The organism is Mycobacterium asiaticum, assembly GCF_001673635.1.
In the GTDB taxonomy this organism is placed as follows: Bacteria; Actinomycetota; Actinomycetes; order Mycobacteriales; family Mycobacteriaceae; genus Mycobacterium; species Mycobacterium asiaticum_C.
Genome location: NZ_LZMH01000041.1, coordinates 1 through 25,129, shown reverse-complemented (window position 1 = coordinate 25,129; position 25,129 = coordinate 1). Strand labels below are relative to the sequence as shown.

30 protein-coding genes are annotated in these 25,129 nt (G+C 67.7%); 6 read left to right on the top strand and 24 right to left on the bottom strand.

Features of this window, described 5'->3' with window-relative positions:
- Positions 1 to 11: 11 nt before the first annotated feature.
- Positions 12 to 548: a DUF1360 domain-containing protein gene (locus tag A5645_RS11935; RefSeq protein WP_065033845.1), complete on the bottom strand. Its 537-nt coding sequence runs from the start codon at positions 546 to 548 to the stop codon at positions 12 to 14.
- Positions 549 to 550: 2 nt separating this feature from the next.
- Positions 551 to 1,180 (bottom strand): flavodoxin family protein, encoded by a 630-nt coding sequence (locus A5645_RS11930; RefSeq protein ID WP_065033844.1) that lies wholly within the window; start codon positions 1,178 to 1,180, stop codon positions 551 to 553.
- Positions 1,181 to 1,230: 50 nt separating this feature from the next.
- Here A5645_RS11930 and A5645_RS11925 point away from each other — a divergent pair, with 50 nt between their 5' ends.
- Positions 1,231 to 2,691 (top strand): aminotransferase class I/II-fold pyridoxal phosphate-dependent enzyme, encoded by a 1,461-nt coding sequence (locus A5645_RS11925; protein WP_065129629.1) that lies wholly within the window; start codon positions 1,231 to 1,233, stop codon positions 2,689 to 2,691.
- 7 nt (positions 2,692 to 2,698) lie between these two features.
- Here A5645_RS11925 and A5645_RS11920 read toward each other — a convergent pair whose 3' ends face one another.
- Positions 2,699 to 3,049, bottom strand: coding sequence for a MerR family transcriptional regulator (locus tag A5645_RS11920; RefSeq protein WP_065033842.1), 351 nt, complete (start codon positions 3,047 to 3,049; stop codon positions 2,699 to 2,701).
- A gap of 141 nt (positions 3,050 to 3,190) precedes the next feature.
- Between A5645_RS11920 and A5645_RS11915 the strand changes: the two genes are divergently transcribed.
- Together A5645_RS11915 and A5645_RS11910 are read left to right on the top strand one after the other, a co-directional pair.
- A complete protein-coding gene (locus tag A5645_RS11915) occupies positions 3,191 to 3,652 on the top strand; it encodes an Hsp20/alpha crystallin family protein (RefSeq protein WP_065033853.1) in 462 nt (153 codons plus the stop codon).
- Positions 3,653 to 3,734: 82 nt separating this feature from the next.
- On the top strand, positions 3,735 to 4,457 hold the full coding sequence (locus A5645_RS11910; protein WP_065129628.1) for a PAS and ANTAR domain-containing protein: 723 nt from the start codon (positions 3,735 to 3,737) through the stop codon (positions 4,455 to 4,457).
- Here the strand turns inward: A5645_RS11910 and A5645_RS11905 are convergent.
- The 14 genes from A5645_RS11905 to A5645_RS11840 all read right to left on the bottom strand — a co-directional run bounded on the left by A5645_RS11905 (position 4,454) and on the right by A5645_RS11840 (position 15,738).
- The gene (locus tag A5645_RS11905) at positions 4,454 to 4,642 is read right to left on the bottom strand and encodes a hypothetical protein (RefSeq protein WP_065033840.1); all 189 of its coding nucleotides are present in this window, start codon (positions 4,640 to 4,642) and stop codon (positions 4,454 to 4,456) included. The genes A5645_RS11910 and A5645_RS11905 overlap by 4 nt on opposite strands.
- A 29-nt stretch (positions 4,643 to 4,671) precedes the next feature.
- On the bottom strand, positions 4,672 to 5,577 hold the full coding sequence (locus tag A5645_RS11900; protein WP_065033839.1) for a universal stress protein: 906 nt from the start codon (positions 5,575 to 5,577) through the stop codon (positions 4,672 to 4,674).
- A gap of 12 nt (positions 5,578 to 5,589) precedes the next feature.
- Entirely contained in the window at positions 5,590 to 5,958 is a 369-nt protein-coding gene (gene fdxA / locus A5645_RS11895) for a ferredoxin (protein WP_065129627.1), read from the bottom strand.
- Between the two features lie 95 nt (positions 5,959 to 6,053).
- On the bottom strand, positions 6,054 to 6,929 hold the full coding sequence (locus A5645_RS11890; RefSeq protein WP_065033838.1) for a universal stress protein: 876 nt from the start codon (positions 6,927 to 6,929) through the stop codon (positions 6,054 to 6,056).
- 174 nt (positions 6,930 to 7,103) lie between these two features.
- Positions 7,104 to 7,373: a hypothetical protein gene (locus A5645_RS11885; RefSeq protein WP_065129626.1), complete on the bottom strand. Its 270-nt coding sequence runs from the start codon at positions 7,371 to 7,373 to the stop codon at positions 7,104 to 7,106.
- Positions 7,370 to 7,987 (bottom strand): RNA polymerase sigma factor, encoded by a 618-nt coding sequence (locus A5645_RS11880; RefSeq protein WP_065129625.1) that lies wholly within the window; start codon positions 7,985 to 7,987, stop codon positions 7,370 to 7,372. The genes A5645_RS11885 and A5645_RS11880 overlap by 4 nt, the downstream gene beginning before the upstream one ends.
- Positions 7,984 to 9,054 carry an acyl-CoA dehydrogenase family protein gene (locus tag A5645_RS11875; RefSeq protein WP_065129651.1) on the bottom strand — a complete coding sequence of 357 codons (1,071 nt, stop codon included), beginning with the start codon at positions 9,052 to 9,054 and terminating at the stop codon, positions 7,984 to 7,986. Before A5645_RS11875 ends, A5645_RS11880 begins: the two co-directional genes overlap by 4 nt.
- Before the next feature lie 19 nt (positions 9,055 to 9,073).
- A complete protein-coding gene (locus A5645_RS11870; protein WP_065037812.1) occupies positions 9,074 to 9,598 on the bottom strand; it encodes an OsmC family protein in 525 nt (174 codons plus the stop codon).
- An 88-nt stretch (positions 9,599 to 9,686) separates the two neighbouring features.
- Complete coding sequence (locus A5645_RS11865) at positions 9,687 to 10,523, bottom strand: DUF3097 domain-containing protein (protein ID WP_065129650.1); 837 nt, start codon at positions 10,521 to 10,523, stop codon at positions 9,687 to 9,689.
- Positions 10,524 to 10,627: 104 nt separating this feature from the next.
- Positions 10,628 to 11,698, bottom strand: coding sequence for an ABC transporter ATP-binding protein (locus tag A5645_RS11860; RefSeq protein ID WP_065129624.1), 1,071 nt, complete (start codon positions 11,696 to 11,698; stop codon positions 10,628 to 10,630).
- A gap of 4 nt (positions 11,699 to 11,702) precedes the next feature.
- A complete protein-coding gene (locus A5645_RS11855) occupies positions 11,703 to 12,524 on the bottom strand; it encodes a carbohydrate ABC transporter permease (protein WP_436405489.1) in 822 nt (273 codons plus the stop codon).
- Positions 12,525 to 12,531: 7 nt separating this feature from the next.
- Complete coding sequence (locus A5645_RS11850; RefSeq protein WP_065129622.1) at positions 12,532 to 13,467, bottom strand: carbohydrate ABC transporter permease; 936 nt, start codon at positions 13,465 to 13,467, stop codon at positions 12,532 to 12,534.
- Positions 13,464 to 14,780, bottom strand: a complete 1,317-nt coding sequence (locus A5645_RS11845) for an ABC transporter substrate-binding protein (RefSeq protein ID WP_065129621.1) — start codon at positions 14,778 to 14,780, stop codon at positions 13,464 to 13,466. The genes A5645_RS11850 and A5645_RS11845 overlap by 4 nt, the downstream gene beginning before the upstream one ends.
- An 82-nt stretch (positions 14,781 to 14,862) precedes the next feature.
- On the bottom strand, positions 14,863 to 15,738 hold the full coding sequence (locus A5645_RS11840) for a sigma-70 family RNA polymerase sigma factor (protein WP_065129620.1): 876 nt from the start codon (positions 15,736 to 15,738) through the stop codon (positions 14,863 to 14,865).
- 91 nt (positions 15,739 to 15,829) lie between these two features.
- On the opposite strand from A5645_RS11840, the gene A5645_RS11835 reads away from it, so the two are divergent.
- The gene (locus A5645_RS11835) at positions 15,830 to 16,195 is read left to right on the top strand and encodes a DoxX family protein (protein ID WP_065129649.1); all 366 of its coding nucleotides are present in this window, start codon (positions 15,830 to 15,832) and stop codon (positions 16,193 to 16,195) included.
- 9 nt (positions 16,196 to 16,204) lie between these two features.
- Here A5645_RS11835 and A5645_RS11830 read toward each other — a convergent pair whose 3' ends face one another.
- Entirely contained in the window at positions 16,205 to 17,002 is a 798-nt protein-coding gene (locus tag A5645_RS11830; RefSeq protein WP_065129619.1) for a nuclear transport factor 2 family protein, read from the bottom strand.
- Positions 16,999 to 17,562 carry an isochorismatase family protein gene (locus A5645_RS11825; RefSeq protein ID WP_065129648.1) on the bottom strand — a complete coding sequence of 188 codons (564 nt, stop codon included), beginning with the start codon at positions 17,560 to 17,562 and terminating at the stop codon, positions 16,999 to 17,001. The genes A5645_RS11830 and A5645_RS11825 overlap by 4 nt, the downstream gene beginning before the upstream one ends.
- A 99-nt stretch (positions 17,563 to 17,661) precedes the next feature.
- Between A5645_RS11825 and A5645_RS11820 the strand changes: the two genes are divergently transcribed.
- A complete protein-coding gene (locus A5645_RS11820; protein WP_065037819.1) occupies positions 17,662 to 18,729 on the top strand; it encodes a DoxX family membrane protein in 1,068 nt (355 codons plus the stop codon).
- Here the strand turns inward: A5645_RS11820 and A5645_RS11815 are convergent.
- Genes A5645_RS11815 through A5645_RS11805 form a run of 3 tightly spaced genes read right to left on the bottom strand, consistent with a single transcriptional unit; the run spans position 18,698 to position 22,773 of the window.
- Complete coding sequence (locus tag A5645_RS11815) at positions 18,698 to 19,252, bottom strand: gluconokinase (RefSeq protein ID WP_065129618.1); 555 nt, start codon at positions 19,250 to 19,252, stop codon at positions 18,698 to 18,700. The genes A5645_RS11820 and A5645_RS11815 overlap by 32 nt on opposite strands.
- Positions 19,219 to 21,237, bottom strand: a complete 2,019-nt coding sequence (locus A5645_RS11810; protein WP_065129617.1) for a DUF7064 domain-containing protein — start codon at positions 21,235 to 21,237, stop codon at positions 19,219 to 19,221. The genes A5645_RS11815 and A5645_RS11810 overlap by 34 nt, the downstream gene beginning before the upstream one ends.
- A gap of 18 nt (positions 21,238 to 21,255) precedes the next feature.
- Complete coding sequence (locus A5645_RS11805; RefSeq protein ID WP_065129616.1) at positions 21,256 to 22,773, bottom strand: carboxylesterase/lipase family protein; 1,518 nt, start codon at positions 22,771 to 22,773, stop codon at positions 21,256 to 21,258.
- Between the two features lie 78 nt (positions 22,774 to 22,851).
- Here A5645_RS11805 and A5645_RS11800 point away from each other — a divergent pair, with 78 nt between their 5' ends.
- A complete protein-coding gene (locus A5645_RS11800) occupies positions 22,852 to 23,496 on the top strand; it encodes a hypothetical protein (protein ID WP_065129615.1) in 645 nt (214 codons plus the stop codon).
- Here A5645_RS11800 and A5645_RS11795 read toward each other — a convergent pair.
- Positions 23,483 to 24,430: an SDR family NAD(P)-dependent oxidoreductase gene (locus A5645_RS11795; protein WP_065129647.1), complete on the bottom strand. Its 948-nt coding sequence runs from the start codon at positions 24,428 to 24,430 to the stop codon at positions 23,483 to 23,485. The two genes, A5645_RS11800 and A5645_RS11795, sit on opposite strands and share 14 nt — an antisense overlap.
- A gap of 8 nt (positions 24,431 to 24,438) precedes the next feature.
- Positions 24,439 to 25,129 (bottom strand): cytochrome P450 (locus tag A5645_RS11790; RefSeq protein ID WP_155767972.1); only part of this gene is annotated, 691 nt, incomplete at its 5' end.

Sequence of the window (25,129 nt, the reverse complement as noted above, 5' to 3'; positions counted from 1 at the left end):
ACACCACCACCTCAGCGTTCGGATGCCTGCTGCGCCATGGCATAGGCGAGCTGGAGAAAGTCGGCGCCGGTGAGCACGGTGAAGGTGCCCGCGACCAGGCGGGTGAACCGGGGCGCGAAGACCAGCCCGATCACGAACCCGGTCGCCACCCACACATCCAGGCAGAACGGGCAGGTCAACAACTCGCCCAGGCTGTGCCGAATTGCGCTGTCCTGTCGGGGTTCTTCCTTCACCTCAGCCGGCCCGCCGGTCCCCTTGTACCTGGTGAACGGTGCGCGCAGCGGGCTGGTCACCGAATCCTTGCTCAGGGTGCGGGAGAGTTTGTGCGTGCCCAGGGTCAGCATCACGAGGTCCTGCAGATTCCACCGATCTGGCAATCTGCGACCGGTCACCGCCGCGAGCACGGTCGTCACCGCCACCAGCACCGAGTAAACACCAAGCACCACAACGTATCCGGCCAGCGGCCGGCCATTCTCGCCGCGATACTCGTCGGCTTCCTGTCGCGCCCGATCGGCCACGTCGTCCCTCACCTCTGCTAGCTCACTCATGGTCACGACTCGTACGGCGGGTAGTTGAGGGTCTTCAGTGCCCTGGCCAGGTGGGCCGCATTGCGGGCCGCGGTCGCCGTCGTGGCGGCGATCTGTTCGGGCACCTCGTCCAGATCGTCGTAGTTGGTGGATTGCATGGCTTCCCCGTTCCAGTACGTGCAGCCCTGCGCCGGAATGCTGAAGCCGATGTCGTTGAGCCCCTGGAATACGTCAGCGACCACCTTGTGGGCGCCGTCCTCGTTGCCCACCACGCTGACGATCCCCACCTTGCCGACCATCACGGGGATGCCGTCGTCGTCGGTGTTGGACAGCTCCGCGTCCAGACGTTCCAGGACGCGCTGGGTCACGCTGGACGGGTGCCCCAACCAGATCGGGGTGCTGATCAGCAGGATGTCGGCATCGAGCACCTTGCGCCGAATGGTCGGCCACTGGTCGCCGTTGCCCATATCGTCCTCGACGCCGGGGGCGATGTTGTAGTCCACGCACCGCACGTGCTCGCATTCCACGCCGTGTTTGGCCAGTTCAGCGGCGACGTGTTCGGCCATCAGGGCGCTGCTGGACTGGTCGGGGCTGCCTTTGAGACTGCAGACCAGCGCAATTGCGCGCAACGGAACCTCGGGCTGATCGACCATAGCGGGGTCATACCCGGCATATAGCTTCGTAAACGGGGTAGCCCCCGGCCATGGACCAGTCGCAAGCACCGCTGCTGGACGCACTGCGGGACTATCACGACAGCGACCGGTACGGCTTCACCCCGCCCGGTCACCGCCAGGGCGCCGGTGCCGACCCGCGGGTCCTGGCCGTGCTGGGCAGAGAACCGTTTCGCAACGACGTGCTCGCCAGCAATGGCCTGGACGACCGGAAATCGCGGGGCAAGTTCCTCGCCCGCGCCGAGGATTTGATGGCAGACGCCGTCGGTGCCGACACCGCATTCTTCTCCACCTGCGGCAGTTCGCTGTCGGTCAAGGCGGCGATGCTGGCGGTGGCGGGTGGCGACCGCGGCGGGTTGCTCGTCACGCGCGACAGCCATAAGTCGATCGTGGCCGGGCTGATCTTCTCCGGGGTGCAGCCCCGGTGGATCACCCCGCAGTGGGATAGCGAGCGGCACTTTTCCCATCCACCCTCCCCCGAGCAGGTCGAGGACGCATGGCGGCGGCACCCGGATGCGGCCGGTGCGCTCATCGTGAGCCCGAGCCCGTATGGGACTTGCGCGGACATCGGCGCGATCGCCGACATCTGCCACAAGCGCCACAAGCCACTGATCGTCGACGAGGCATGGGGCGCGCACCTGCCTTTTCACGAGGACCTGCCGACTTGGGCGATGGACGCCGGCGCGGACGTTTGCGTGGTGAGCGTGCACAAGATGGGCGCCGGATTCGAGCAGGGGTCGGTGTTCCACCTGCAGGGCGATCTGGTCGATCCGATACGGCTTTCGGCATGCGCGGACCTGCTGATGACGACGAGTCCGAACGTGATGGTCTACGCCGCACTCGATGGCTGGCGACGCCAGATGGTCGAGCATGGGCACGAATTGCTCACCGCCGAACTCGATCTCGCGAAGAATCTGCGGAAGCGACTGGCCGACATACCCGACCTGCAAGTGCTCGAAGACGAACTGCTCGGCGGGGAAGCGTCCTGCGACCTGGACACCACCCAGGTGTTGATGGACCTCTCCGCCACCGGGACATCGGGCTATCAGGCGGCGGACTGGCTGCGGGAGCACTGCCAACTCGACCTCGGCTTGAGCGATCATCGGCGGATTTTGGCCACCATGTCCTTCGCCGACGACAAGCAGACGGCCGACCGGCTGGTGAACGCAATGACGATGTGGCGCAATGCCGCCGACGATTTCGACCGGCCGCCGCAGATACACCTGCCGGCACCGGCGGAGCTGCAGCTGGAAACCGTTGCGCTGCCCCGAGACGCGTTCTTCGGCCCGACGGAGATGGTGCCGGCGGACAAGGCGGCCGGACGCATCGCCGCCGAGCAGATCACCCCGTATCCGCCGGGGATCCCGGCCGTCGTCCCCGGCGAACGCCTCAACGACGCGGTGATCGACTATCTGCGCTCCGGCGTGGACGCGGGCATGAACCTGCCGGACCCCGCCGATCCCACCGCGCATCGGTTTCGCGTGGTGGCCTGACCCTGCTTCAGCCCTTGCTCCCGCTTTTTGCGGCGTCCCGCAAGCTTCGGTTGGTGGACCGCAGATTGCTGTTGGCAGCGGACAATTCGGCGTTGTGGTCTTCGAGGCTGAGGATTCGCGCGATGCCGGCCAGGTTGACGCCTTCCTCGACCAGGGCGCTGATCCGCTGTAACCGGGCCAGGTCATCGGCGCTGTAACGCCGGGTGCCGCCGTCGCTGCGCGCCGGCGACAGCAAGCCATGCCGTTCGTAGAGACGGAGCGTCTGCACGGCGACGCCGGACAGCTCGGCCGCGACCGAGATCCCGTAGACGCCGTGATCCGACGGCGGAGCGCCGGAGTTGTCAAGACGATCGGTCAATGCCAGACCCCCTCTTGTCTTACAGAAAAACTGTTTATCACAGCTTGCGATGTCCTGTCGATAGTGCTATAAGAAATCTATGTCGTACGACGCAGATTAATCATCACCAACGACAGCACATTGGAGGAAGAGGTGACGGCCATGCTGATGCGTTCCGACCCGTTCCGCAACCTGGATCGTTTCACCGAGCAAGTACTGGGAACCGCCGCCCGACCGGCAGTCATGCCCATGGACGCGTGGCGCGAAGGTGAACGATTCGTGGTCGAGTTCGATCTCCCCGGTATCGACGCCGACTCGCTGGACATCGACATCGAGCGCAACGTGGTGACCGTGCGCGCCGAGCGCCCCAAGGTCGACCCGAACCGCGAGATGCTCGCCACCGAGCGCCCACGCGGGGTGTTCAGCCGCCAACTGGTCCTCGGGGAGAACCTCGACACCGAACGAATCGAGGCCACCTACCGGGAAGGCGTGCTGAGCCTGCAGATTCCGGTGGCCGAGAAGGCGAAGCCACGCAAGATCACCGTCGAGCGCGGCGGCAACAACGGGTCCACCCACAAAGCAATCAACGAGAACGAGGCCCGACGGGAGGTGATAAACGCCTGATCAGCGCTTCGAGAGGCAGCGGCCGCGGCGGCTTGCGGCCGCTGATCTCTCACTCTCATCGGTTCTCAACAGGAGGTAGGCGATGGCCTGGGATCTCGATGGCCAGTCCGCCGCCGTCGAACAAGCCTTGGCCGGCGGCGCCCCGCAAGGGGTCGGCTGGTTCCGATTCCATTTCGCCGACCAGCGGTGGGAATGGTCTGAGCAGGTGCAGCGCATGCACGGGTACAAGCCCGGAAGCGTCACCCCCACAACCGAATTGGTGCTTGCCCACAAGCACCCCGATGACCGGGGCCAGGTTGCAGCCACCATCGACGAGATCCTGCACACTCACCGGGCCTTCAGCACCCGTCATCGAATCATCGACACTAAAGGCAAGGTGCATCACGTCGTGGTCGTGGGTGACCGACTCTGCGACGATCGCGGTGCCGTGATCGGAACGCAGGGCTTTTACGTCGACGTGTCACCGATTTCCGAAGCGGTGCACCAGGAACAGGTCACCGAGAAGCTGGCCGAAATCGCGGCGAATCGAGCGGGCATCGAACGGGCCAAGGGCATGCTGATGCTGGTCTACGGGATCGACGCCGATGCCGCGTTCAACGTGCTGAAATGGCTGTCACAGGAAGCCAACGTCAAGTTGCGTCCACTGGCTGAGCAAATAGTCGAAGACTTCCGCGGGGTGCGTGGCGCGATCACCGCGCAGTCCGCATTCGACCAGGTGCTGTTGACCGCGCACAGCCGCGTCGGCCGGGTCAGCCATAGGAACGGCCGGCGCGTGAACGGCGGCCGCGTGAACGGCGGCCGCTAGCTCGACGTGCCCTCGGTGTCGTCGAAGAACGACCACTCGCCGTCGTGCTTGACCTCCATTCGCCAACCCAACTCGGCGTTGTCGGCGGCCGAGTCGACAAACCACGCATGGGCATCGTCGGCGCTTTCGATCTCCTTTGTGGCGACAACATTGCCTTTGGGGTCGATAACTCTGTACTCAGCCATACCACCCAGGTTTCCCAGGACAGCGGTTTTCAATCGTGGGACGCCCGCGCGACGATCACCGGCATACGGGCCGAATGCACGACCGCGTTACTGACCGAACCCAGCAGCATGCTGGACAGCGCGCCCCGCCCGTGGCTGCCGACCACGACCAGCTGAGCCGACTCCGAACGCGCGACCAGTTGGCGCGCGGGCCGATCACAGACCACGACGCGTCGCACGGTGACGTCGGGATAGCGTTCCTGCCAGCCGGCCAGCCGTTCGGCGAGACTCAATTCGGCTTCGGTCTTCACGTTGTCCCAGTCCAACCCGGGCAGTTCCACCAGCTCCTGGTCGCTCCAGGCGTGCAGCGCGATCAGCTCGACCCCGCGACGCGAGGCCTCGTCGAAGGCGATCGCGGTCGCCACCTCCGAGGCCGGCGAACCGTCGATGCCCAGCAGCACCGGCGCCCGCAGCGGCTCCGGCATCAGCGGGTCCTCGTCGTGGATTACAGCGACGGGGCAACCGGCGTGCCGCACCACGCTGGAGCTGACCGATCCGAGCAACAGCCGCGCCACGGCGCCGCGCCCGGACGATCCCACCACCAAAAGTTGTGCTTCCTTTGACATTTCAACGATGGTTGAGACCGGGGTCGCATACACCAGTTCGCTGTGGATGGTGAGTTTCCGGTCGCTCAGGGCCGCCTCACGGGCGATCTTGACCGACTCGGTGAGGACCTTGCGGCCCTGGTCCTCTTGCCACAGTGCCCAGGTGTCGGGGTACGGCATCGGCGGCCAGGTCGCCACATCGGTGTTCACCACGTGGACCAGGGTCAGCGGGAGGTTCCGCAGCTCGGCGGACCGCGTCGCCCACACCACGGCGGCGTTGGATGCGGGAGAGCCGTCGACCCCGACGAGAACACCGAGCCTTTTCGCGTTTACTGATGCGGTGGCACTCATTTCGTGTTCCTCCTAGCCGTTTTCGGGGCGGTGTTTAGAGCTTTCGTTGGTCGGCATCGCGGCGACCATGGCGGTGTCGATGCCGATTCGGCCGACGGTGGACGCACCGCCGGGTGTCCCCAGCGGTGCGTCCCGGCCGGGCAGTACCTGCTCGAAGAAGGCGGCATTGTCGGCGAGGTGCACGAGTTCGTCCTCAGGCAGGTCGCCTTCCCAGTAGATTGCCCCGACCCGGCACGCAAGTTTGCAGGCACCGCAGTCGACGCACTCGTCGGGGTTGATGTACATGCTGCGGGAACCCTCGTAGATGCAGTCCACCGGGCACTCCTGCATACAGGATTTCTCTACTACGTCAACGCATTCCTTGCCGATCACATAGGTCATGAGTCTCATGATCGGAGATGCGGGGCACCGATCGCGCCGGTCGAAAGCCCTTACCGGAAAGGACCAAAGGCCTTTTTCTGCGGAAGGTCTGTTCTTCAGGAGCGGACCACGACCACCGGAATCTTGGCCGAGTGCACCACGACGGAACTGACCGATCCCAGCAGCATGGCGTCGAATCCCCCGCGGCCACGGCTGCCCACGACCACTAGCTGGGCCCGTTCGGCGGCGTCCAGCAGCCACTTTGCCGGCGTATCGCAGACCAGCGAGCGCTGCACATGGACGTCCGGGTAGCGCTCCTGCCAGCCCGCCAGGCGCTCGGCGAGCACTTCCTGGCCTTCGCTTTCGCGGTCATGCCAATCCATGCCGAGCACCGGGAACACCCCGACATCGCTCCAGGCGTGCAGCGCGACCAGATCGACACCCCGGCGGGAGGCTTCGTCGAACGCGAACGCGGTGGCGGCTTCCGACACCGGTGATCCGTCGATACCCACCAGGACCGGCGCGGCGGGATCGGGCTCGGCGCCGTCATCCGAATGGATCACTGCCACCGGACAATTGGCGTGCTGGGCCAGCGACGAGCTCACCGAGCCCAGCAGCATCCGCCCCAGCGCACCCAGGCCCTGGCTGCCGACGACGACCATCTGGGCGTCTGCCGATGCCTCGATCAGGGTAGGCACCGCGTTGGCGTAGACGGTCTCGGCGTGCACCTGCGTCGCGTCGGAACCGGCTTTGGCCGCCGTTTCCCGGGCTTGGGCGATGACCCGCTCCGCATTGTCTTTCTGCCAGTCGGGCATCTCCTCGTAGAGTCTGCCCACCGGCCAGCCGACCACCACCGGGGTGACCGCGTGCAGCAGGTTCAGCGGCACGTGGCGTAGGGCGGCCTCCCGGGCTGCCCAGGCGACCGCCCGGTCCGATTCCGCGGACCCGTCGACGCCGACCAGAATCCCGTACTTCGTCGCTTCACCTGACATGCAGCGATCCTACGAGACCCGGGTGCTTTGCTGTCAGGGCCGTTGGACCCTAATCGCCGAACGGGGGCATATGGAGTTTTGCCCGCCTTTTAGCGACAATGTCGTTGCGCTGCAAGGTAAGTCACTCTAAGGAGGGCAATCGGTCCGGCGGGGCTCAGGCGGTGCCACTGGGATTCAGTCGCTTCCACCGTCCTGCAGGCCCTGCAAAGTGTCCAGGACGCCCGCGACGGTGGCGCCGGTCAACCTGTCCCGGTCGCCGATGTGATTGAGCAGGACTTTCAGGTCCAGCATCTGCTGCAGGTAGAGAAGGCACGGGGGGCAGTCCGCCAGGTGCTTGTGGACGATCGCGCCCCACTGCTCCGGGTCGGACTGGACCAGATCGTCGACCAGCAGGACGAACTCGACACAGTCGATCGCCGGAACGGTGTTGTCGGAGACGGTCATTGTCGATACCGCCTTTCCAGTTCGTTTCGAAGGTTTCCGCGGGCGCGATACAGCAGGGCCCGCTGCGCATCGGCGGACAGTTCCAGGATCTCGGCGGCTTCTTCCGACGACGTGCCGACCAGGTCCCGCAGGATGATCAATTGACGCTGGCGCACCGGCAGCTTCTCCACCGCCGCGCGCACGTATTCCGCCAATTCCCTCGCCACGGTTTGATCTTCGGGCAGGAAGCGACGGGACGGCGGCACGCTCCAATGACCGGCGTCGGGGTGGCCGGGCGGATGCATCCGCCCCGACAGCGGGTCGGCCTCCTCGGTGGCCAGCACCTCATGCCGGCGGATCCGCACCTCGCGCCGCCGGTGCCGGAACGCGGTGTGCTTGACGATCCCGAACAACCAGGTGGCCACCGAGGAGCGTCCCTCGAACGTCTCGGCGGATTTGAGGACCTGCAGCCACGCCTCCTGCACGGCCTCCTCGGCCACTGCCGGCGAGCCCACGATGGTGCGGGCGAACTTGACCATCGGCAGGTGAAAGTCGCGCACCAAGCTGGCCAGCGGAATCCCACCGACGGAATGCTCGGGTTCCACGCCCTCGAGCGGCGCCACCGCCGGAGTCACCCTTGCGACGTCCGCCCCAATTCCCAACGCAATTGGGCTTCCGACGGTGACTGCACCGGGATGAACGCGGCCTCGCGGTAGCGGCGGCTGGCCGGGGTCTTGCTCGCGTAACCCTTTCCGCCGGCGGTGCGGATCTCCAGAGCCGCGCTGGCACTGGCGATTTCGGCCGCACCGAGGCGCAGGGACAGTAGATCCTGTTTGCCGGGCGGTCGTTGTCCCCCGACCGAGCGGGCGGCGCTGGCCAGCGTGGTTTCCACCGCCGCGAGCCGGCGGGCCACCGCGTCGAGCTCGCCGGCGAACACCGCGTTCACGCCGCTCAGTCCGCTTCTGGCGTGCTGCACCGCCGTCTGGGCCAAACCGACGCACATCGCCGACTGCAGCACCAGGAAGGTGGGCCGGACGGCGCCCAGGAACTCCTCGAAGGCGGTGGTCAGCACCTGCTCGTCGGGGACGAACGCGTCCTGCAGGTTCAGGAACGATGACGCGGTGCTGTCCATGGCGAGCAGCTTGAAGTGGTCGCCGACCTTGACCCCGGGGGTACTCAGCGGCAGGGCGAGGATGACCTTGTGCCCGTCGTCGGTGCGGGCCGCGGTGACCAGCAGCGAGTCCTCGTGCAGGTTGCTGGCCCACCGGATCGGCCCGCTGACCTGGTAGCCGCCGTCCACCCGGGTGGCGGTGAGTTCCAGCTCGCCGCAGCCGGCCAGCTCCTTGAAGGCCGCCGCCATCCCGGTGACACCCAACGACGTGCCGGCCAGCAGCGACTGGGCGGCGGCCGAGCTGAATCCGGTCGCCGCGGTCAGCAGATACTCGATCGTCATCCGGTTGGCCCACACCGAGAACCCGGTGCTCATGCACTCCCCGGAGATCAACCGAATCACCTCGGCCATCTGCGGGAGCCCGCCGTCGCGGTTGGCGGGCGCTCCCAAGCCGAGCAGGCCGGCCTCGCCGAGGCTGGCAAAGCTGCGCCGCGTGGTGTTCTCGCCGCGGTCCAGCGCGCCGGCGTGCTCGCGGATGTCAGTCAGCAAATCCGAGTCGACGAGGCTCGCCGCGGCGTCGATCGTCGTGATTGGGGTCACCGTGCTATCCCTAGCCGATGGTGAGCGCTGAGTCGACCGTTACGGGACGCCTGAATGTATTGACCACGGGCGACCAGGCGATCGCATTGTCGTGAATCTCCTGCAGGGTCGCGTCGTCGGTGTCACCGGCCAGCGTCACCTTGCAGCGGATGTCGGTGAAGCCCAGGACCTTGCCGTCGGGAGTGTCGCCGACACCCCACACGGCGGAAATGTCGATGTCACCCTCCATCTCGACCTCGATCTTGGTCAGCTTGACGCCGCGGTGCGTGGCATTGGCCAACAGACCGACCGAGATGCACGATCCGAGCGCCGCCAGGCAGGTCTCGGACGGGTTGGGGGCGGAGTCGTCACCCAGCAGCGCGGGCGGCTCGCCGACCAGCATCGGCGCCAGGTCACGCACGTAGGTCATGTTGCGGAAGCCGGACTCACTGACCGTCTTGGCCTTCAGCGTCTTCTTGCCGGTAGTGGGGTCGGCCTTGGCGTTACACGACAGGCGGTCGAGGCCCTCAGCATCGATGACGAGCGCGTCGGTCATGGACGTCCTCCAATTCTCCAGGCAGATGGGTGTTCTGAGGAGTTGGTGACCAATGCCGACGCGAATGTGACGGTGATGTACGCCACTCTTATTGAGCAGGCATCGTCACAAAGTCGATCAGCTCTTCGACCCGTCCGATCAGCGCGGGTTCCAGGTCGTTCCAGTCGCGGACTGCGGACCTGATGCGTTGCCACGCGCGGGCGATGTCGGCCTGGTCGGCGTGCGGCCAGCCCAGCGCCTGGCACACACCGTGTTTCCACTCGATGTGTCGCGGCACCCGCGGCCACGCTCGCAGGCCTAGGCGCTGCGGTTTGACGGCTTGCCAGATGTCCACGTACGGATGACCGACGATCAGCGTGTCAGCGCCGCCGGGTCCCCGCCGTACCGCGTCGGCGATCCGCGATTCCTTGGACCCGGCGACCAGGTGGTCGACCAGCACGCCGAGCCGGCACCCGGGGCCGGGCCGGAATTTCTCGACGATGCCGACCAGGTCGTCGACACCGCCGAGGTACTCGACCACGACGCCTTCGAGCTTGAGGTCTTGGCCCCAGACCTGGGCGATCAGTTCGGCGTCGTGGCGTCCCTCGACGTAGATGCGGCTGGCGCGGGCGACCCGGGCCCGCGCACCCGGCACCGCCACCGAGCCGGACGCGGTCCGGGCGGGCGCAGCGGGCCTCGCGCGGCGCGGCGGGGTGAGGATGACGGGCTCGCCGTCCAACAGGTATCCCGGCCCCAGCGGGAAACCGCGGGTGTTGCCGTGCCGGTCTTCGAGGTCGACGCGCCCGTATTCGACGCGCACGACGGCGCCCACATATCCGCTCTGGGCGTCCTCGACGACCATGCCGATCTCGACGGGGTGCTCGACCGAGCGGGGTTTGCGTCGCCCTCCCCCGGCCAGCACGTCGGTTCCATAGCGATCAATCACCCGGCAATCGTTCTCGCCGAGCGTGCATTTCACGACGGGACACGCCGCGTCGGCGTCGTAAAGTTCACTCTCGCAGGCGGGCTCACCCTTTGCTCAACCTTTCCTCAACCTCTCCGAAGCCCATCCACGCCGAAAAAGTGCAGCCGGCCCGGCTGCGGGTGCAGCCGCACCCGGCTGCCCTTGCCGGGCGGGTCGTGGCCGTCGGTGCGCGCGATGATCGGCTTGCTGATCAAGGTGTCCGACCCGGTGATGCGGCCGTAGAGATAGGCGTCGGCGCCGAGTTCCTCGACGACGTCGACCTCCATCTCGATGCCGACGCTGCCCACCTCGAAGTGCTCGGGCCGGACCCCGACGACGATCTCGGCGCCGCCGTCGGAGATACCGCGCGGCAGCCGGATCACCCAGTCGCCGAGTGACACACTGGACTCGGCGACGGGGACGGTGAACAGGTTCATCGCCGGGGATCCGATGAAGCCCGCGACGAACACGTTGCCAGGGTTGCGGTACAGCTCTCGCGGCGCCGCGCACTGCTGCAGCACACCGTCGCACAGCACGGCAACCCGGTCCCCCATCGTCATCGCCTCGACCTGGTCGTGCGTCACATACACCGTGGTGGTGCCGAGTTGGCGTTGCAGCGCGGCGATCTGGTTGCGGGTCTGCACCCGCAACTTGGCATCCAGGTTCGACAGCGGTTCGTCCATCAGGAACACCTGGGGGCGCCGGACGATCGCGCGGCCCATAGCCACCCGCTGCCGTTGCCCGCCGGACAGGTCCTTGGGCTTGCGGTTCAAGTGCCGCTCCAGATCGAGCATCTGCGCGGCGGCCAGCACCCGTTGGCGGATCTCGGATTTGGGCATCTTCGCCACGCGCAACGCGAATCCCATGTTCTGGGCCACCGTCATGTGCGGGTAAAGCGCGTAGTTCTGGAACACCATCGCGACGTCGCGGTGCTTGGGGTCGGCGTTGGTGACGTCGCGTTCGCCGATCCGGATGGCGCCGGAATCCACCGTCTCGAGGCCGGCCACCATCCGCAGTGACGTCGTCTTGCCACACCCGGACGGCCCGACCAGCACCACGAACTCGCCGTCGTCGACGTCCAGGTCGAAGCTGTCCAGGGCGGGCCGGTCGGTGCCGGGATAGCGCCGGGTCGCCGCTTCGAAGCTCACCGAGGCCATGCCGCTAGCCGCCCAGTCCGGTCACGGCGATGCCGCGGACAAACGAGCGTTGCGCAACCGCGTAGATCAACACCAGCGGCAGCAGGATCAGCATGGAGGTCGCCATCAGCACCGGCCACCGGGCCACGTACTCGCCGCGCAGCCGGACCAGCCCCAGGGTCAGGGTGGCCAGGTTGTTGCGCTGAATCATCAACAGCGGCCACAGGAAATCGTTCCAAACGTTGACCCAGGTCAGCACCGCCAGCACCAGCACGGCGGGCCGCGCGTGGGGCAGCAGGATGCGCCAGTAGATCTGCCAGGGTGAGCAACCGTCCAGGATCGCGGCCTCCTCGAGGTCGGTGGGCAGCGTGCGGAAGAACTGCCGCATCAGGTAGGTACCGAACGCGCTGCCGAACAGACCCGGAACGATCATGGCCCACGGCGTGTCCACCCAGCCCACGGTGCGCATCAGGATGAACTGCGGGATCACCGTCACCGTCAGCGGCACCATCAATGTGCCCAGGTAGAGCAGGAACAACGTGTCGCGGCCACGAAAGTCCAACCGCGCGAACGCGTATCCGGCCAGTGAACAGAAAAACACCTGACCGGCTGTTACGCACCCGGCGTAGAGCACGGTGTTGAAGAACATCCGCCAAAACGGCATCAGGTCGAATACCGCGGCGTAGTTCGACCATTGCGGACTGGACGGCAGCAGCTTCGGCTCGCTGACCTCGCCGTCCTTCTTCAGCGACCCGGACAATGCCCACAGGATGGGAAACAACGCGCACCAGGCGATGACGAGCAGTCCGGTGTAGAGCGCGGCGGCCCGAACGATGTTGCGCCGCATGGCCGGTTCAGCCGAGCCCACGGGAAGCCTCCCAGGAGCGGCGCCGGGTGATCCGGAGCTGCAGCACCGTCAACACCAGCAGGATGGCGAACATCACCCAGGCCAGGGCCGACGCGTAACCGAACTCCAAGAAGTTGAATGCGTGCTGGAACAGCATGATGCCCAGCACATAGGTGGCAGTTTCCGGTCCGCCGTTGGAGCCGCTGAGCACGTACACCAGGTCGAAGGACTGGAACGCGTGAATGACCGAGATGACCACCACGAACGACAGTGCGCCGCGGATCATCGGCACCGTGATCGACACGAACTGCCGGATCTCCCCTGCGCCATCGATTTTCGCCGCCTCGTAGACCGTCTCGGGCACCCCCTGCATCGCCGCCAGTAACACCACGGTGGCGAACGGGACACTGCGCCAGACGCTGACCATGCACAGCGAGAACATCGCCCAGTGGGGTTCGACCAGCCACGGTACCGGGCCGATCCCGACCCAGCCGAGCATGATGTTGAGCAGCCCGTTGTCGGTGTTCAGCACGAACTGCCAGACCACCGCCATCACGACCGACGAGATGGCCAGCGGCAGGAAGACGATGGTTCGAAAGACGCTGATGCCACGCATCTTTCGGTTCAGCATGCCGGCGACCACCAGGCTGATCAGCACGGTCGGCGCCACGGTGCCCACCGTGTAGATGACGGTGTTGCGCATCGCGATCAGAAACAGCGGGTCGGCGGTGAGCAGTCGGCTGAAGTTGGCCCCACCCACGAACTTCGGCGGTGTGAACACGTCCCACCGCTGCAGACTCATGAAGAGGGAGAAGCCCAACGGGAAGAGCATGAACACCATGACCGCGGCCAGGTTCGGCGCGACGAATATCCGCCCGGCCCAGGCTCGCCGGCGCGAGGGACGGGTCCGCTCGGCCGCCAGGGGCGTGTCCAGTGCCGTCATGGGTTTCGCAGCACCTCCTCGACGGCCCGGGACAGCCCGGTCAGCGTGGCCGCCGGCCGCGCGCCGCGCAGCACCGGGCCGAAATTGCGGTCCATCAGGGCGAGCACCTTCTCCCACGCCGGGGTGATCGGCAAGCCTTCGGAAACGAGCGGACCGTCGGTCAGCACGGCGAGGTTGCCGATCCTGGTGTGGGCACGGGCGAATTCGTCGGAGCGCAACGCCGAGCGCAGCACCGGGACGAACAGCCTCGATTCGGCGATGACGGCCTGCCCGACGGGTCCGGTCGCGAATTTTACGAACTCCCAGGCCTGTTCGCGGTGCCGGCTGGTGGAGGCGATGGCCAGACCGGTGACGCCGATGTTGGAGCAGGCCTCCCGTCCGCGCGGCCCCAACGGCAGCGGCGCCACGTCGAAATCCAGTCCATCGGCCCGGTCGAAGGTCTGGTAGCGCCAGTGTCCACCCAGGGCCATCCCCGCCTTGCCGACCGCGAACAGGTCCGCGTTGGACATCGACTGTTGGTCGGAAGTGCTGGGCGACACTTTGTGCTTGTTGATCAGGTCGGCGTAGAACTGCACCGCCTCGATGAACGCGTCGTCGCCGAAGTTCAGGTGGGTGGGATTGGTCCGCGGCGTGCCCCAGCGCACCCCGTTGTTCATGGCGAACAGCCCGGCCGCATAATACGACACCCAGGCATTGACGAAACCCCATTGCGTGACCCGGCCCGAGGTGTCTCTTCTGGTCAGAGCCCTTGCCGCGTCGAGGAATTGGGCGAAGCTCCAGCTATCCTGCCAGGTGGTCGGCGGTGGCGGCAGGCCCGCGTCGGCGAACAGGGCTTTGTTGTAGTAGAGATAGTTGCCCGACCACTGCTCAGGCAGGGCGTACTGGCCGCCGTCGAAGCTGAACGTCCGATACAGCGTGTCGATGCTGTCCGCCTTCAGCTGTGCGGCGAACTCCCGATCGCGCGCCAGCAGCGTCCCGAGGTCCAACAACACTCCGCGGGCGGCCAGTTCAGCGTAGGTCAGCTCCCAGGTCATCAGGACATCGGGGCATTTGCCACCCGCGCAGAACGTCGACAACTGCTGCATCACGCCGGGTCCCGACAGCAGCGCCCGCACCTTGATGTCGGGATGCCGGCGCGCGAACTCGATGACCACCCGCATCCGGGGCCGGATCTCGTCCGGGTTCGCCGCGAAGAAGAACGTCAACGCGTCGTCGTCGGCGGCACATCCCGTAGCCCAAGGAGTCAGCGCGGACGCGGCCAGAGCGCCCGCGCCCCGCAGCAGGCGGCGACGTCCGATTGGGTTATCGAACATGGACTTCCGCTCCTGGGCACCGGTTGTGAGCCGACTGTGTCATGTCCTTACTACTGCATGCTGCTGTGGTCTTGCTGTATTGCTACCGCGGCAGTGTGAGACATGCGCCGCGGAGGCGGTCGGGGTCCGCGGTGATATCGATCGTGTGGATCAGGTTGTCGACGCCGAACTCGATGCGCAGCAGGATCTGCAGCCGGCCGGCGGCCGTGATCGCGACACCGGGTGCCCCGTCGATCAGCACGACGGCACCGGCCGCCGCGCGTTGCGCGAAAGTGCGGGTCTCTTCGGCAATCTCCCGCGCACCGCGCACCTCGGCCGGCACGGTGTCGGGCACCAGGGCGCGGTCGGCCCTGCGCACCGCGTCCGGCGCCAGCAGACGCAGCAGGGTGTCGATGTCGCCGCCGCGCGAGGCCGCCAGGAACGCCTCGACGAGCTTGACGTGCTCGGCGGTCCGCCCGGTGCGCGCGGTGGCGGCCGGACGCACCCGCTCGCGTGCGCGGCTGGCCAGCTTCTTCGCCGCGGCCGGTGACCGGTCCAGCAGATCGGCGATCGTCTCGAACGGCACCGCGAACACGTCGTGCAGCACGAAGGCCACCCGCTGCGCCGGTGAGAGCCGCTCAGAGACCACCAGCAGCGCCCGGCTCACCGAATCGGCCAGCAGAGCGTCGTCCTCGGGGGGCGGCGCAGCGAACCGGTCCGCGTCGGCGTCGGTCAGCGGCCGCTCGGGCCGTCGCCTGCGTGCCCGCAACTGGTCGAGGGCCTCCCGCGCGGTGATGGTGGTGAACCACCCGCTCAGATTCTCGATCGGTTGACCGGCGGCATCCGCGCGGCTGGCTTTCAGCCACGCGGACTGGACCGCGTCCTCGGCGTCGGGCGCGGAGCCGAGGAGATGGAAGGCCACCGCCTTGAGGTGTCGACGGTCGGCGTCGAAACGTTGCGCGAGGTCCGTTCGGTCCACAAGGTCACCTTTCCGGCACAGCGATCGTCAGTGAAGGTGAGCCACTCGACCGTCCAAGCAAGAAGGAGAGAACAGCATTATGACCCCGTCGATGGATTTCGCCTATGTGGTGGTCGTGACGACCACAGCCGCCCTTACCGCCGCAGTTGCCCTGCCCGACTTGGTGCCCGCCGGGTTCGTGCTGGCCAATTCGGCTCGCGTGGGTGTGCCGCGATCCTGGTTGCCGACGCTTGCCGTGCTGAAATTCGCCGGTGCCGGCGGTTTGGCCGTCGGCCTGCTCGGCCTGCATGGAATTGGGATCGCGGCCGCCGTGGGGCTGGTGTTGTACTTCGTCGGCGCCGTCGCGGCGCACGTGCGGGCGCGGGTGTTCGACAACATCGCGTTCCCGGGCGGTTATCTGGCCCTGTCGATCGCGTCCCTGGTGCTCATGGTGTGGCATTACCGGGCTGGTGGCTGACGGCCGGAATCAGGCTGGGAAGTAACGGATTTCGTTGATCTGGTCGCCGCGGCGGGTCACGTCGGCAAACAGGATGCCGCGGCCCTGGTCGGAGGTGACCGACGCGACCACGTTGGATCCCGCGCCGATCACCTTGCCGGTGCTCGCCGAGCGCAACCGTTCCCGGAATTCGGCGAGGTCCAGCGGATCGTCGTCGCCCAAAGTTATTGGGCCGGTTGAGGACAACGCGGCCACCGCGGCCGACTTGTCACCGCGGGCCACCGACGACAGGAAATCCTCGACCAGCTTCTTGTGTCGGGTCCCGGCCCGGCGGAAGCCGGTCATGAAGCCAACGGCGCCGCGTGGTCCCTGGTTGCCGAGTAGTCCCCGGGCCAGGCCGAGCCCGGGTGAGAGCGCACGTGGCCCGGTCTTGAGGAATTGCAGCATCATTGCCGGCAACTCCCAGTAGGCCCTTAGGTGCGCGACCTTCCATTCCCCTTCGACGTCGTGCAGGTCGTAGCGCAGGAACGCCGGTATGTGCATGGTGACCCCGGCACCCATGCCCACCTCCAGTTGAAGGTCGCGCAGCACGGCGGGCCCGCGCACGATGTCCAGGTCGCGATGAAATTCGATGTCGCGCGGACCGATGAAAGTGTCGTAGAACCGGTAGATCTCGTCGTGTCCGACGTGCGGACTCGACCCCACCGGATCCTCGACGCGCGCGTCGTCGGTGAAGACCGCGACCCATGCGGTGCGGTCGTGCACGGAAACGGCCTGCGGTGAGCGCTCAACGGCGGCCAGCAGGGCATCCCGATTCGATGTCGTCATGAGCTACTTCCGATCAGTGCGATGTTGGCGGCTTGCATGTGCGTGAGTGCGTGGGCCGTCGAGTCCGGTGACACACCCGCGGTGAGGTCCAGCAGGACCCTGGTGGTCAGGCCGTTGCGGGCCGCGGCCCGTGCCGTGTGCAGGACGCAGTGATCGGTGGCGATGCCGACGACGTCCACCTCGCCGACGCCGCGGTGGCGCAGCCAATCCAGCAGCGGCGTCCCGTCTTCGTCGACACCCTCGAAGCCGTTGTAGCCCGCGCTGTAGGCGCCCTTGCGGAACACCGCCTCGATGGATGCGGTGTCGAGATCGCGGTCGAAGTCGGCGCCGCGACTGCCCGCCCGGCAGTGCGGCGGCCACGACGCGCGGTAGTCCGGGTCGTCGGAGAAGTGGTCGCCGGGATCGATGTGGAAGTCCTTGGTCGCCACGATGTGCTGGTAACCGGGCCGCCCGGCCAGGTAGGCGTTGATCGAGCGGGCCACGGCGTGCCCGCCCGTCACCGGCAGCGCACCGCCTTCGCAGAAATCTGTCTGCACGTCGACGATGATCAACGCCCGCACGTCGTACACCCTAGCGCCGCCTATCGCCGCCTGTTGCCGCGGCGACCGAACCGGCGGATACCGGGTTTGTGCCCCCGCCGGCCGGGGAACACAGCGCCCATGTTGATCCGCAGAATCGCCCGACCCATGTTGTCCGCAGTGTTCATCGGCCAGGGAGTGGACGCGCTGCTGAACCCGAAACCCGCAGCTCAAGCTGCACAGCCGACGGTGAGCGGCCTGCAGGCGCTGCCGGAGTCGGTGAGTGGCAGCATTCCCGCGGACGCCGAGACCTTCGCTCAGATCAACGCGGCCGTGCAGATCGGTGGCGGGGTGCTGCTGGCCGCCGGCCGCCTGCCCCGGGTGGCCTCAGCCGCGCTGGCGCTGACGGTGATCCCGGGCAACCTTGGCGCGCATATGTTTTGGACCGAAACCGATCCGGAGCGCAAGGCCGAGAAGCGGCGTGCGTTCCTGGCCGACGTGAGCCTGCTGGGCGGGTTGATCATCGCGGCCGCCGACACCGCGGGCAAGCCGTCGCTGGGGTGGCGCGGCAGGCGCGCGGCCGAGCGGCTCTCCGAGCGGGTGTCCGGCGCGCTGCCGGGTTCGAGTGACACCCTGCTGGACTCCGAGCTGGGCGAAAAGATCGTGCACGGTCTGCAGGTCGGCGCCGAGCGCAGCCGGGAACTGGCCAGCACGGCCGCCGAGAAGAGCGCACCCTACGCCGAGGCGGCCCTGGAGCGCGGCCGGGAACTGGCCAACACCGCCGCCGAGAAGAGCGCACCGTACGCCGAGGCGGCCCTGGAGCGCGGCCGCGAGCTCGCCAGCACCGCGGCCGAGAAGAGCGCGCCCTACGCCAAGAAGGCCCGCAAGCGCGGCGAGGAACTGGCCAGCACCGCCGCCGAGCGCGGCGCCCCCTACGCCAAGGCCGCACGCAAGCGCAGCAAGAAGTTGGCTGATACGGCCCAGGCCCGCAGCCTGGAGCTGGCCGAGACGGCGCGGTACCGGGGCAGCGAATTGGCCGATCGTGCGGCGGCGCGCAGCAGCGAGCTCGCCGACTTGGCCGCGGCCCGCAGCAGCGAACTCGCCGACCGGGCCGCCGCCCGCGGCACCGAACTCGCCTACACCGCCCGCGGGCGCCTCGACGACCAGCTCGGCGACCTCAAGAGCCGTCGCAAGCGCTGGGGTCGTTAGCCAGAAAGACGCCGATGACGGCCGCGGCATCGCGGCCCTCGGCGGACAGATCGACCACGACGCCTCGTTCGTCGGCGCCGAGTGGCTCCAGCGTGTCGAACTGCGACCGCAGCAGCGAGGGCGGCATGAAGTGACCGGTTCTGTCGGCCATCCTGCGTTCGATGAGTTCGGGCGTGCCGTCCAGATGCAGAAACCGGACGCGGTCACAGTGTCCGCGCAGCTGGTCCCGGTAGGCGCGCTTGAGCGCCGAGCAGCACATCACTCCGCCGTCGCGGTGCTCGGCCAGCCACGCGCCGACCCGGTCCAGCCAGGGGCGGCGGTCGGCGTCGGTGAGCGCTTCGCCGGCGGCCATCTTGTCGATGTTGGCCTGGGGATGCAGCCGGTCGGCGTCTTCGAACGGGACTTCCAGCCGGCGCGCCAGGGCCGCGCCGACGGTGGATTTGCCTGAGCCAGAAACGCCCATCACGACGACGGGCGGCCCGGCCGGGCTCACCGCGGCTGTCCGCCTTGGCTGCGGTTCCATTCCATCCAGCCCGCGCCACTGCGACCGTCCGCGGTGGTGACGGTGACCCAGGCCCGGGGGAATTGGCTTTCCCGGCCGTCGACGGCGGTCAGCAGCACCGGCGCATGCGCGTGGATGCCGACCTGCGCGGTGATGCCCACCGGCGCCAGCTCGAGCGTCTGGCCTTCCGGTAACCCGTTGGCGCCGAACGCTTCCCGCACTGCCACCTGGGTCAGCTCGGTGACGTTTCCGTCGGCGTCCTGCGCGTAGCCGACGCTGATCGCCGGGGTGTTCGGGATCTGTATCCGTACGCCGTGCAGGTGGGTGCCGTCGTCGAGGTGCAGCGCGCTCCACATCCAGTCCATGCTCCACCAGTCCCGCACCCCCCAGGAGTGGTCACGCTGCCCGGGAACCGAGTTGATCTGGTAGCGAGCATGTTTGACGGTGACGGTGCCCGAAACGGTGCACGGGATCTCGTAGCGGGTGGTCAACCGGTACTGATACGGGCTGCCGTCGGTGGTCCACAGCAGGTTCATCGCGATCTCGACGGGCTCACCTGGTTCCCCGCGCAGCAGCGCCGACGGATCCGCATAGGACTGGCCCAGCCCGCGCAGTTCGACGCGGTAACCGCCGAGGGCGTCGGTGGCGGAGTGCTCGAGTTCGATGCCGTCCGACTTCACCAGCCACGGATCGTCGGGCAACGGCACCTGGTAGTCGACCGCGATGGTCGGCAGATCAGGTCCGCACAGCAACGCGTGGATCCAGGCCGTCTGCTGGTTGGGGATCAGTCCGAGCCGGAACCAGCCGCCCAAACCTTCTGCGGCGTCGGCAAAGTCGGCATACCAACTTTCGCTCCACAGCGGTTCGTCGGTGGCGGGGTGGGACAACTCGTCCTCGGGCGCGGGCCGCAGCGGTTCGGGCGCCGCCGCGGCGGGCAGCAGCGCCAGGCCGTCGGTGTCCAGGACGTGTTCGCAGTGCCGTTGCAGCATCGTCATGAACAATCGGTCACCGCGCTCGGTGCGCTCGACGAGCATCGACGACACGATCGCCATCGTCACACCGAAGAAACCCTGGCGGCGCACACCGTCGCGCACCTCGGCGGGACTGAGTGGTGCGTCCGGCCCGAGTGCCTGATGGTAGGCCCCCAGCAGCGCGTCATAGTGTTCGCGACGGTCCTGCACCGGCAGCGCGCATCCCAAGAAGTACGCCAGGTCGGTGAGTGCCGGGCCCCAGGAGACGGTCTGCCAGTCGACCACCGTGAGCGTCCGGCTGCCCTCGGCCGTCCCGAAAAGCAAGTTGTCCAGCCGGAAGTCGCCGTGCACCAAGCCGCGGATGCCGTCGTGCGCGGCCTGCTGGGCAACATAGCCGTCGAAGGCGCTGACCAGACGTTCGCAGACCGCGCGGTGCTCGGGGGCGATCTGGTCGCCGTAACGCTCGACGAATCCCGCGTACAACGGCGTGATCATCGCCTGACTCAGCGGTGACTCCCGGTTGAGCCACGGCGCGTCGGCCAGCGCGGTGTCGCCCAGCAGCGGACCGTGCAGCCGTCCCAGCTCGGTCACCGCCAGGAAGGCCTGTTCGGTTGTGGCGCCGCTGATTTCGTCGCCGACGACGGCCTGGCCGGCGTCGCCGAGCAGCAGGTCGAACACGCCGGTGGCAACGTCGATCGCGGCGTGGTAGCAGGGTGCGATCGCCCCGCCCAGGCGCGGCGCGATGTCGTGATAGAAGCGGACCTCGCGCTCATACAGGCCCAGCGCCAGCCCCGTCTGGCGGCTCACCGGGTCTGTCGCGGCGACCTTCAACACCACCGACGGCGGGCCGGCAGCTGCACTGTCGGTGTAGCTGAGCCCGATGCGGTAGCACTCGCTCATCTGCCCGGTGCCGATGCGCTCGACGTTGAAGTCGGCGACGGTCCCGGCGCGCACGGTGGCGCTCAGCCAGTCCGGAGTGAGGTCGCTGGGGCGTTCGATCGCATGGTCGGTGTCTTCTCCGGTCTGCGGGGCCATGAGCCCCAGCGTGCCAGGTCAGCGTGCGAGGGAGAAACCGTCCCAGGCCAACCGGCGGTCCCGGTGCGGGTCGAACTCGACGCGGGTCTTGCGGTCGATCACCAGCACGGCGCGGTCGGAGTGGGTGTACACCGGCCAGTCGTCGCCGGGTACGCCGTGCCGACTGAACGCCCGCCAGCGCCGTTGCACCTGGTTGCTGACTCGCAGCGCCGCGCGCCGGTCGGCCCCCGCGGTCAGCAGCGCCCCGAACCGGGTGCGGTAGATGTCGAACACCGCGAACAGTTCCGTGGCGTGCGTGGCGCCCAAGCCCGACCACCGCAGCGTCCGCGGCGCGAAGTCATAGCGGTAGAGATAGGTGGGGGCATGAGCACCGTGCGCCTCGGCGATCTGCCATGCCGCGGAGCTGAACGCGAAGTCGCCGCCCAGCTCGATGCACGCCGACGGGTGCGGGTACTTCGGGTACGCGGCGGTGATGCGTTCGCGGACTTCCGGTTCCAGTTCGCCCAGCAGCTCTTCGACCATCGCCGTATTGGTCGGCAGCATGCCCAGGAAGCGGGTGAACAGCCGGCCCTCTTCGGCGTTGGTTCCGACGATCAGCGGTACTCGGTGGGCCTGGCCGGTGCGCATCGCCTCCACCGGGTCGACCGGGACGACGTCGTCGCCGTATACCGGCCCGATCGGGAAGGCGCCCAGCCGCTGTTCCATGCCCTGGTCGATCAGCCGGTGCTGGGTGTCGACCAGCTGGGCCGCCGACACCCGCATGACGGTGCTGGCGGCGTCCTGCGTGCGGGCGCCGAGCAGGTGGGCGAAGCGCGTTGCGAACTCGGCGGCCACGTCCTGCGAACGCGTCATCCCCGCCGCCGGGCTCTCCGAGATCGCCCGGTGGAACAGTCCCGCGGCGGCGGGCACGGCGAGCAGGGTGGCGGTGATGTGGGCGCCGGCGCTTTCGCCGAAAATGGTGACGTTGTCCGGGTCCCCGCCGAAATGGGCGATGTTGTCCCGCACCCAGCGCAGCGCCAGGACCAGATCGCGCAGGTAAAGGTTGCTGTCGATGGTGATGTCCGGGGTCGACAGGGACGACAGGTCCAGGCACCCCAGCGCGCCCAACCGGTAGTTGACCGACACGTACACGCAACCGCGCCGGGCCAGCGCGGCGCCGTCATAGATCGGGGTGGCCGAGCTGCCCAGGATGTAGCCGCCGCCGTGGATGAACACCATCACCGGCAGCGGCTCGGACGCTCCGCCCTCGGGCGTGACCACGTTGAGGGTCAGGCAGTCCTCGCTCATCGGCTGGTACCGGCCGCCCAGACCGGACAGGCCGAGCAGGGTGTAGCGGCGCTGCTGGGGCGCACAGTTGCCGAATCCGTGGCAGTGTCGGACTCCTGACCATTGGCGGGCAGGCTGCGGCGCGCGGTAGCGCAGCGGCCCGACCGGCGGCCGCGCGTAGGGGATCGAGCGCCAGCGGTTCACGCCGTCGCGGGTGAATCCTTCGACGGTGCCGGCGGTGGTTCGGGCGCGGACGATGCGCTCGTGCATAAATTGACGGTAGCGGACGCGTCGCGGGCTCGCCGTGCGCAGCGCCCAATTCCGTTGTCAGGCGGTTAACCTGTCGTGATGCGGATTGCCGCGGTAGTTGCCGTTTCGGTGCTGGTTGTCGGCTGCTCACACACCGTGGACGGCGGCCCGGCGTCGACGCAGACCACCCCGCGCACCACCACGGCGACCGCGGCCACCGGAACGCCGCCACCGGCCGGTGCGGCGCCGGCCGCCGGGTCGCCGATCGCCGCCGTCATCGCCTGGATCGAAGCGGGCCGTCCCGCCGACCCGGGCCGTTACCGGCTGGGCGCCGACACCGCGTTCAGCGCTCCGGGCAACAAGACGCGCTGCACGACGGACACCGCGCACACGCCCGGCGGGCTGTCCTGCCTGGTGCAGCTCGCCAGCCCACCGCCCCGGCCGGAAACGGCGTACGGCGAGTGGAAGCCGGGATGGGTCGATTTCGACGGCACCAAACTGTGGGTGGGCGCGGCGCGGGCCGATCCGGGACCGTTCCTGGCCGGCACCGGGACCGAGCTGGCCAACGGGGACTCGTTGTCCTTCAACGACTACCGCTGCCGGGCGGATCAGGCCGGGGTGTTCTGCGTGAACTACGCGCGGCAGTCCGCGGCCCGGTTCGGCGCCGCCGGCGTGCAACCCTACGGATGCCTGCGGTCGGTGCCGCCGCCGGACGGCGTCGGCATCGCGTTCAACTGCTCATGATGACGGCGAACAGTTCACTCATCTCGTCGGCGGGACCACTCGGCACGGTGTAGCCGGTTTCGTCGCGGATCTCGTCGAGGTGGTCCCGCACGTCCTCGACGGACAGCGTGGGACGGTAGACGCCTCGTGTCCGGCCGATGAAGAAGCGGGCGACGTGCCCCGCGCCGACGGTGTAGATCTCGCCGGACACGCGGCAATCCCGGTGCGTCAGGTAGGCCGCCACGGGAGCGACCAGGCCGGGGTCCAGCTTGCGAAGATACTGTCCGACAAGGTCGTCCAAGACGGCCTGCGCGGCCGGGCCATCCGGCGCGCCGGCGCCGTCGATCGAGTGCGTCAGCATCCGGGTCAGCGCGATCGGCGCGATGGCGTTGACCTTGATGCCGTCGCGGGCCCCTTCGGCGGCCAGCACCCGGGTGAAGCCGACCAACCCGGTCTTGGCCGCCGCGTAATTGCTCATGTTCTCCGCGCCCAGGAGTCCGGCAGCCGAGCAGGTGTTGAGCACCCGGCCGTAGCGTTGCCGCCGCATCGCCTTCCAGGCCGGCCTGGTCACGTTGAAAGCGCCGTTGAGGTGCACGTCCACCAACGGTTGCAGGCGAGCGGGCGTCATGTCCTCGAACGGCGCGTCGCCGACGATTCCGGCGTTGTTGATCAGGATGTCCAGCCGGCCCCAAGTGTCCAGGGCGGTGTCGATGATCGCCTGTCCCCCTTCGGGACTGGTGACGCTGTGTGTGTCGGCGACGGCCTGGCCGCCCCGCCGGTTGATGTCGGCAGCGACGTCATGCGCGACCGCGGGGCAGTTGCCCGTTCCGGTCACCGATCCACCGATGTCGTTGACGACGACGCGCGCGCCGCGTGCGGCCAGCAGCAACGCGTACTGCTCGCCCAGACCGCCGCCGGCACCGGTGATGACCGCGACCTGATCGTCGAAGCGCATGTCCTCGTTCACCAGCTGACCGGTAGCTCCTTCATGCCGTAGATGTCGGATTGCTTGAACTGCAATTGATCCGGGGCCACCGCCAACTTCAGCCCGGGCAGGCGGCGCGCCAGCGTCGAGAACGCCACCTGCATCTCGACCCGGGCCAGGTTGGCGCCGATACACTGGTGCACGCCGTAACCGAAACCCAGGTGGCCGCGCGGATTGCGGTCGGCGTCCAAAACTTCTGGGCGATCGACGAATTCGGTGTCCCAATTGCCGGCGGGCAGGTTCATCACGACCGCATCCCCGGCCCGGATCAGTTGGCCGCCCAGCGTGAAATCCTCGGTGGCGATTCGGTCCACCTGGCTGTGCACGATGGAAAGGTAGCGCATCAGCTCTTCGACGATATTGGCGACCACCATCCGGTCTTCGGTCTGGCCGAGGCACCGGAATATTTCCGGATTGTCAAGCAGCGCAACTGTTCCCAGCGAGATCATGTTGGCGGTCGTCTCATGGCCGGCCTGCATCATGATCACACTGGTCATGGCCACCGTCTCGCGGTTGACCTCGCCGGTCGCCACGTGATCGACGACCAGGTGGCTGATCAGGTCGTCACCGGGTTCGTGCTCCTTGCGGTCCACCAACTCCTCGATGTAGGCGTACATCGCGCCGAAGGCCTGCGCCTTCTCCTCGTCGCTCGTTCGGGTGTCCAGGCCG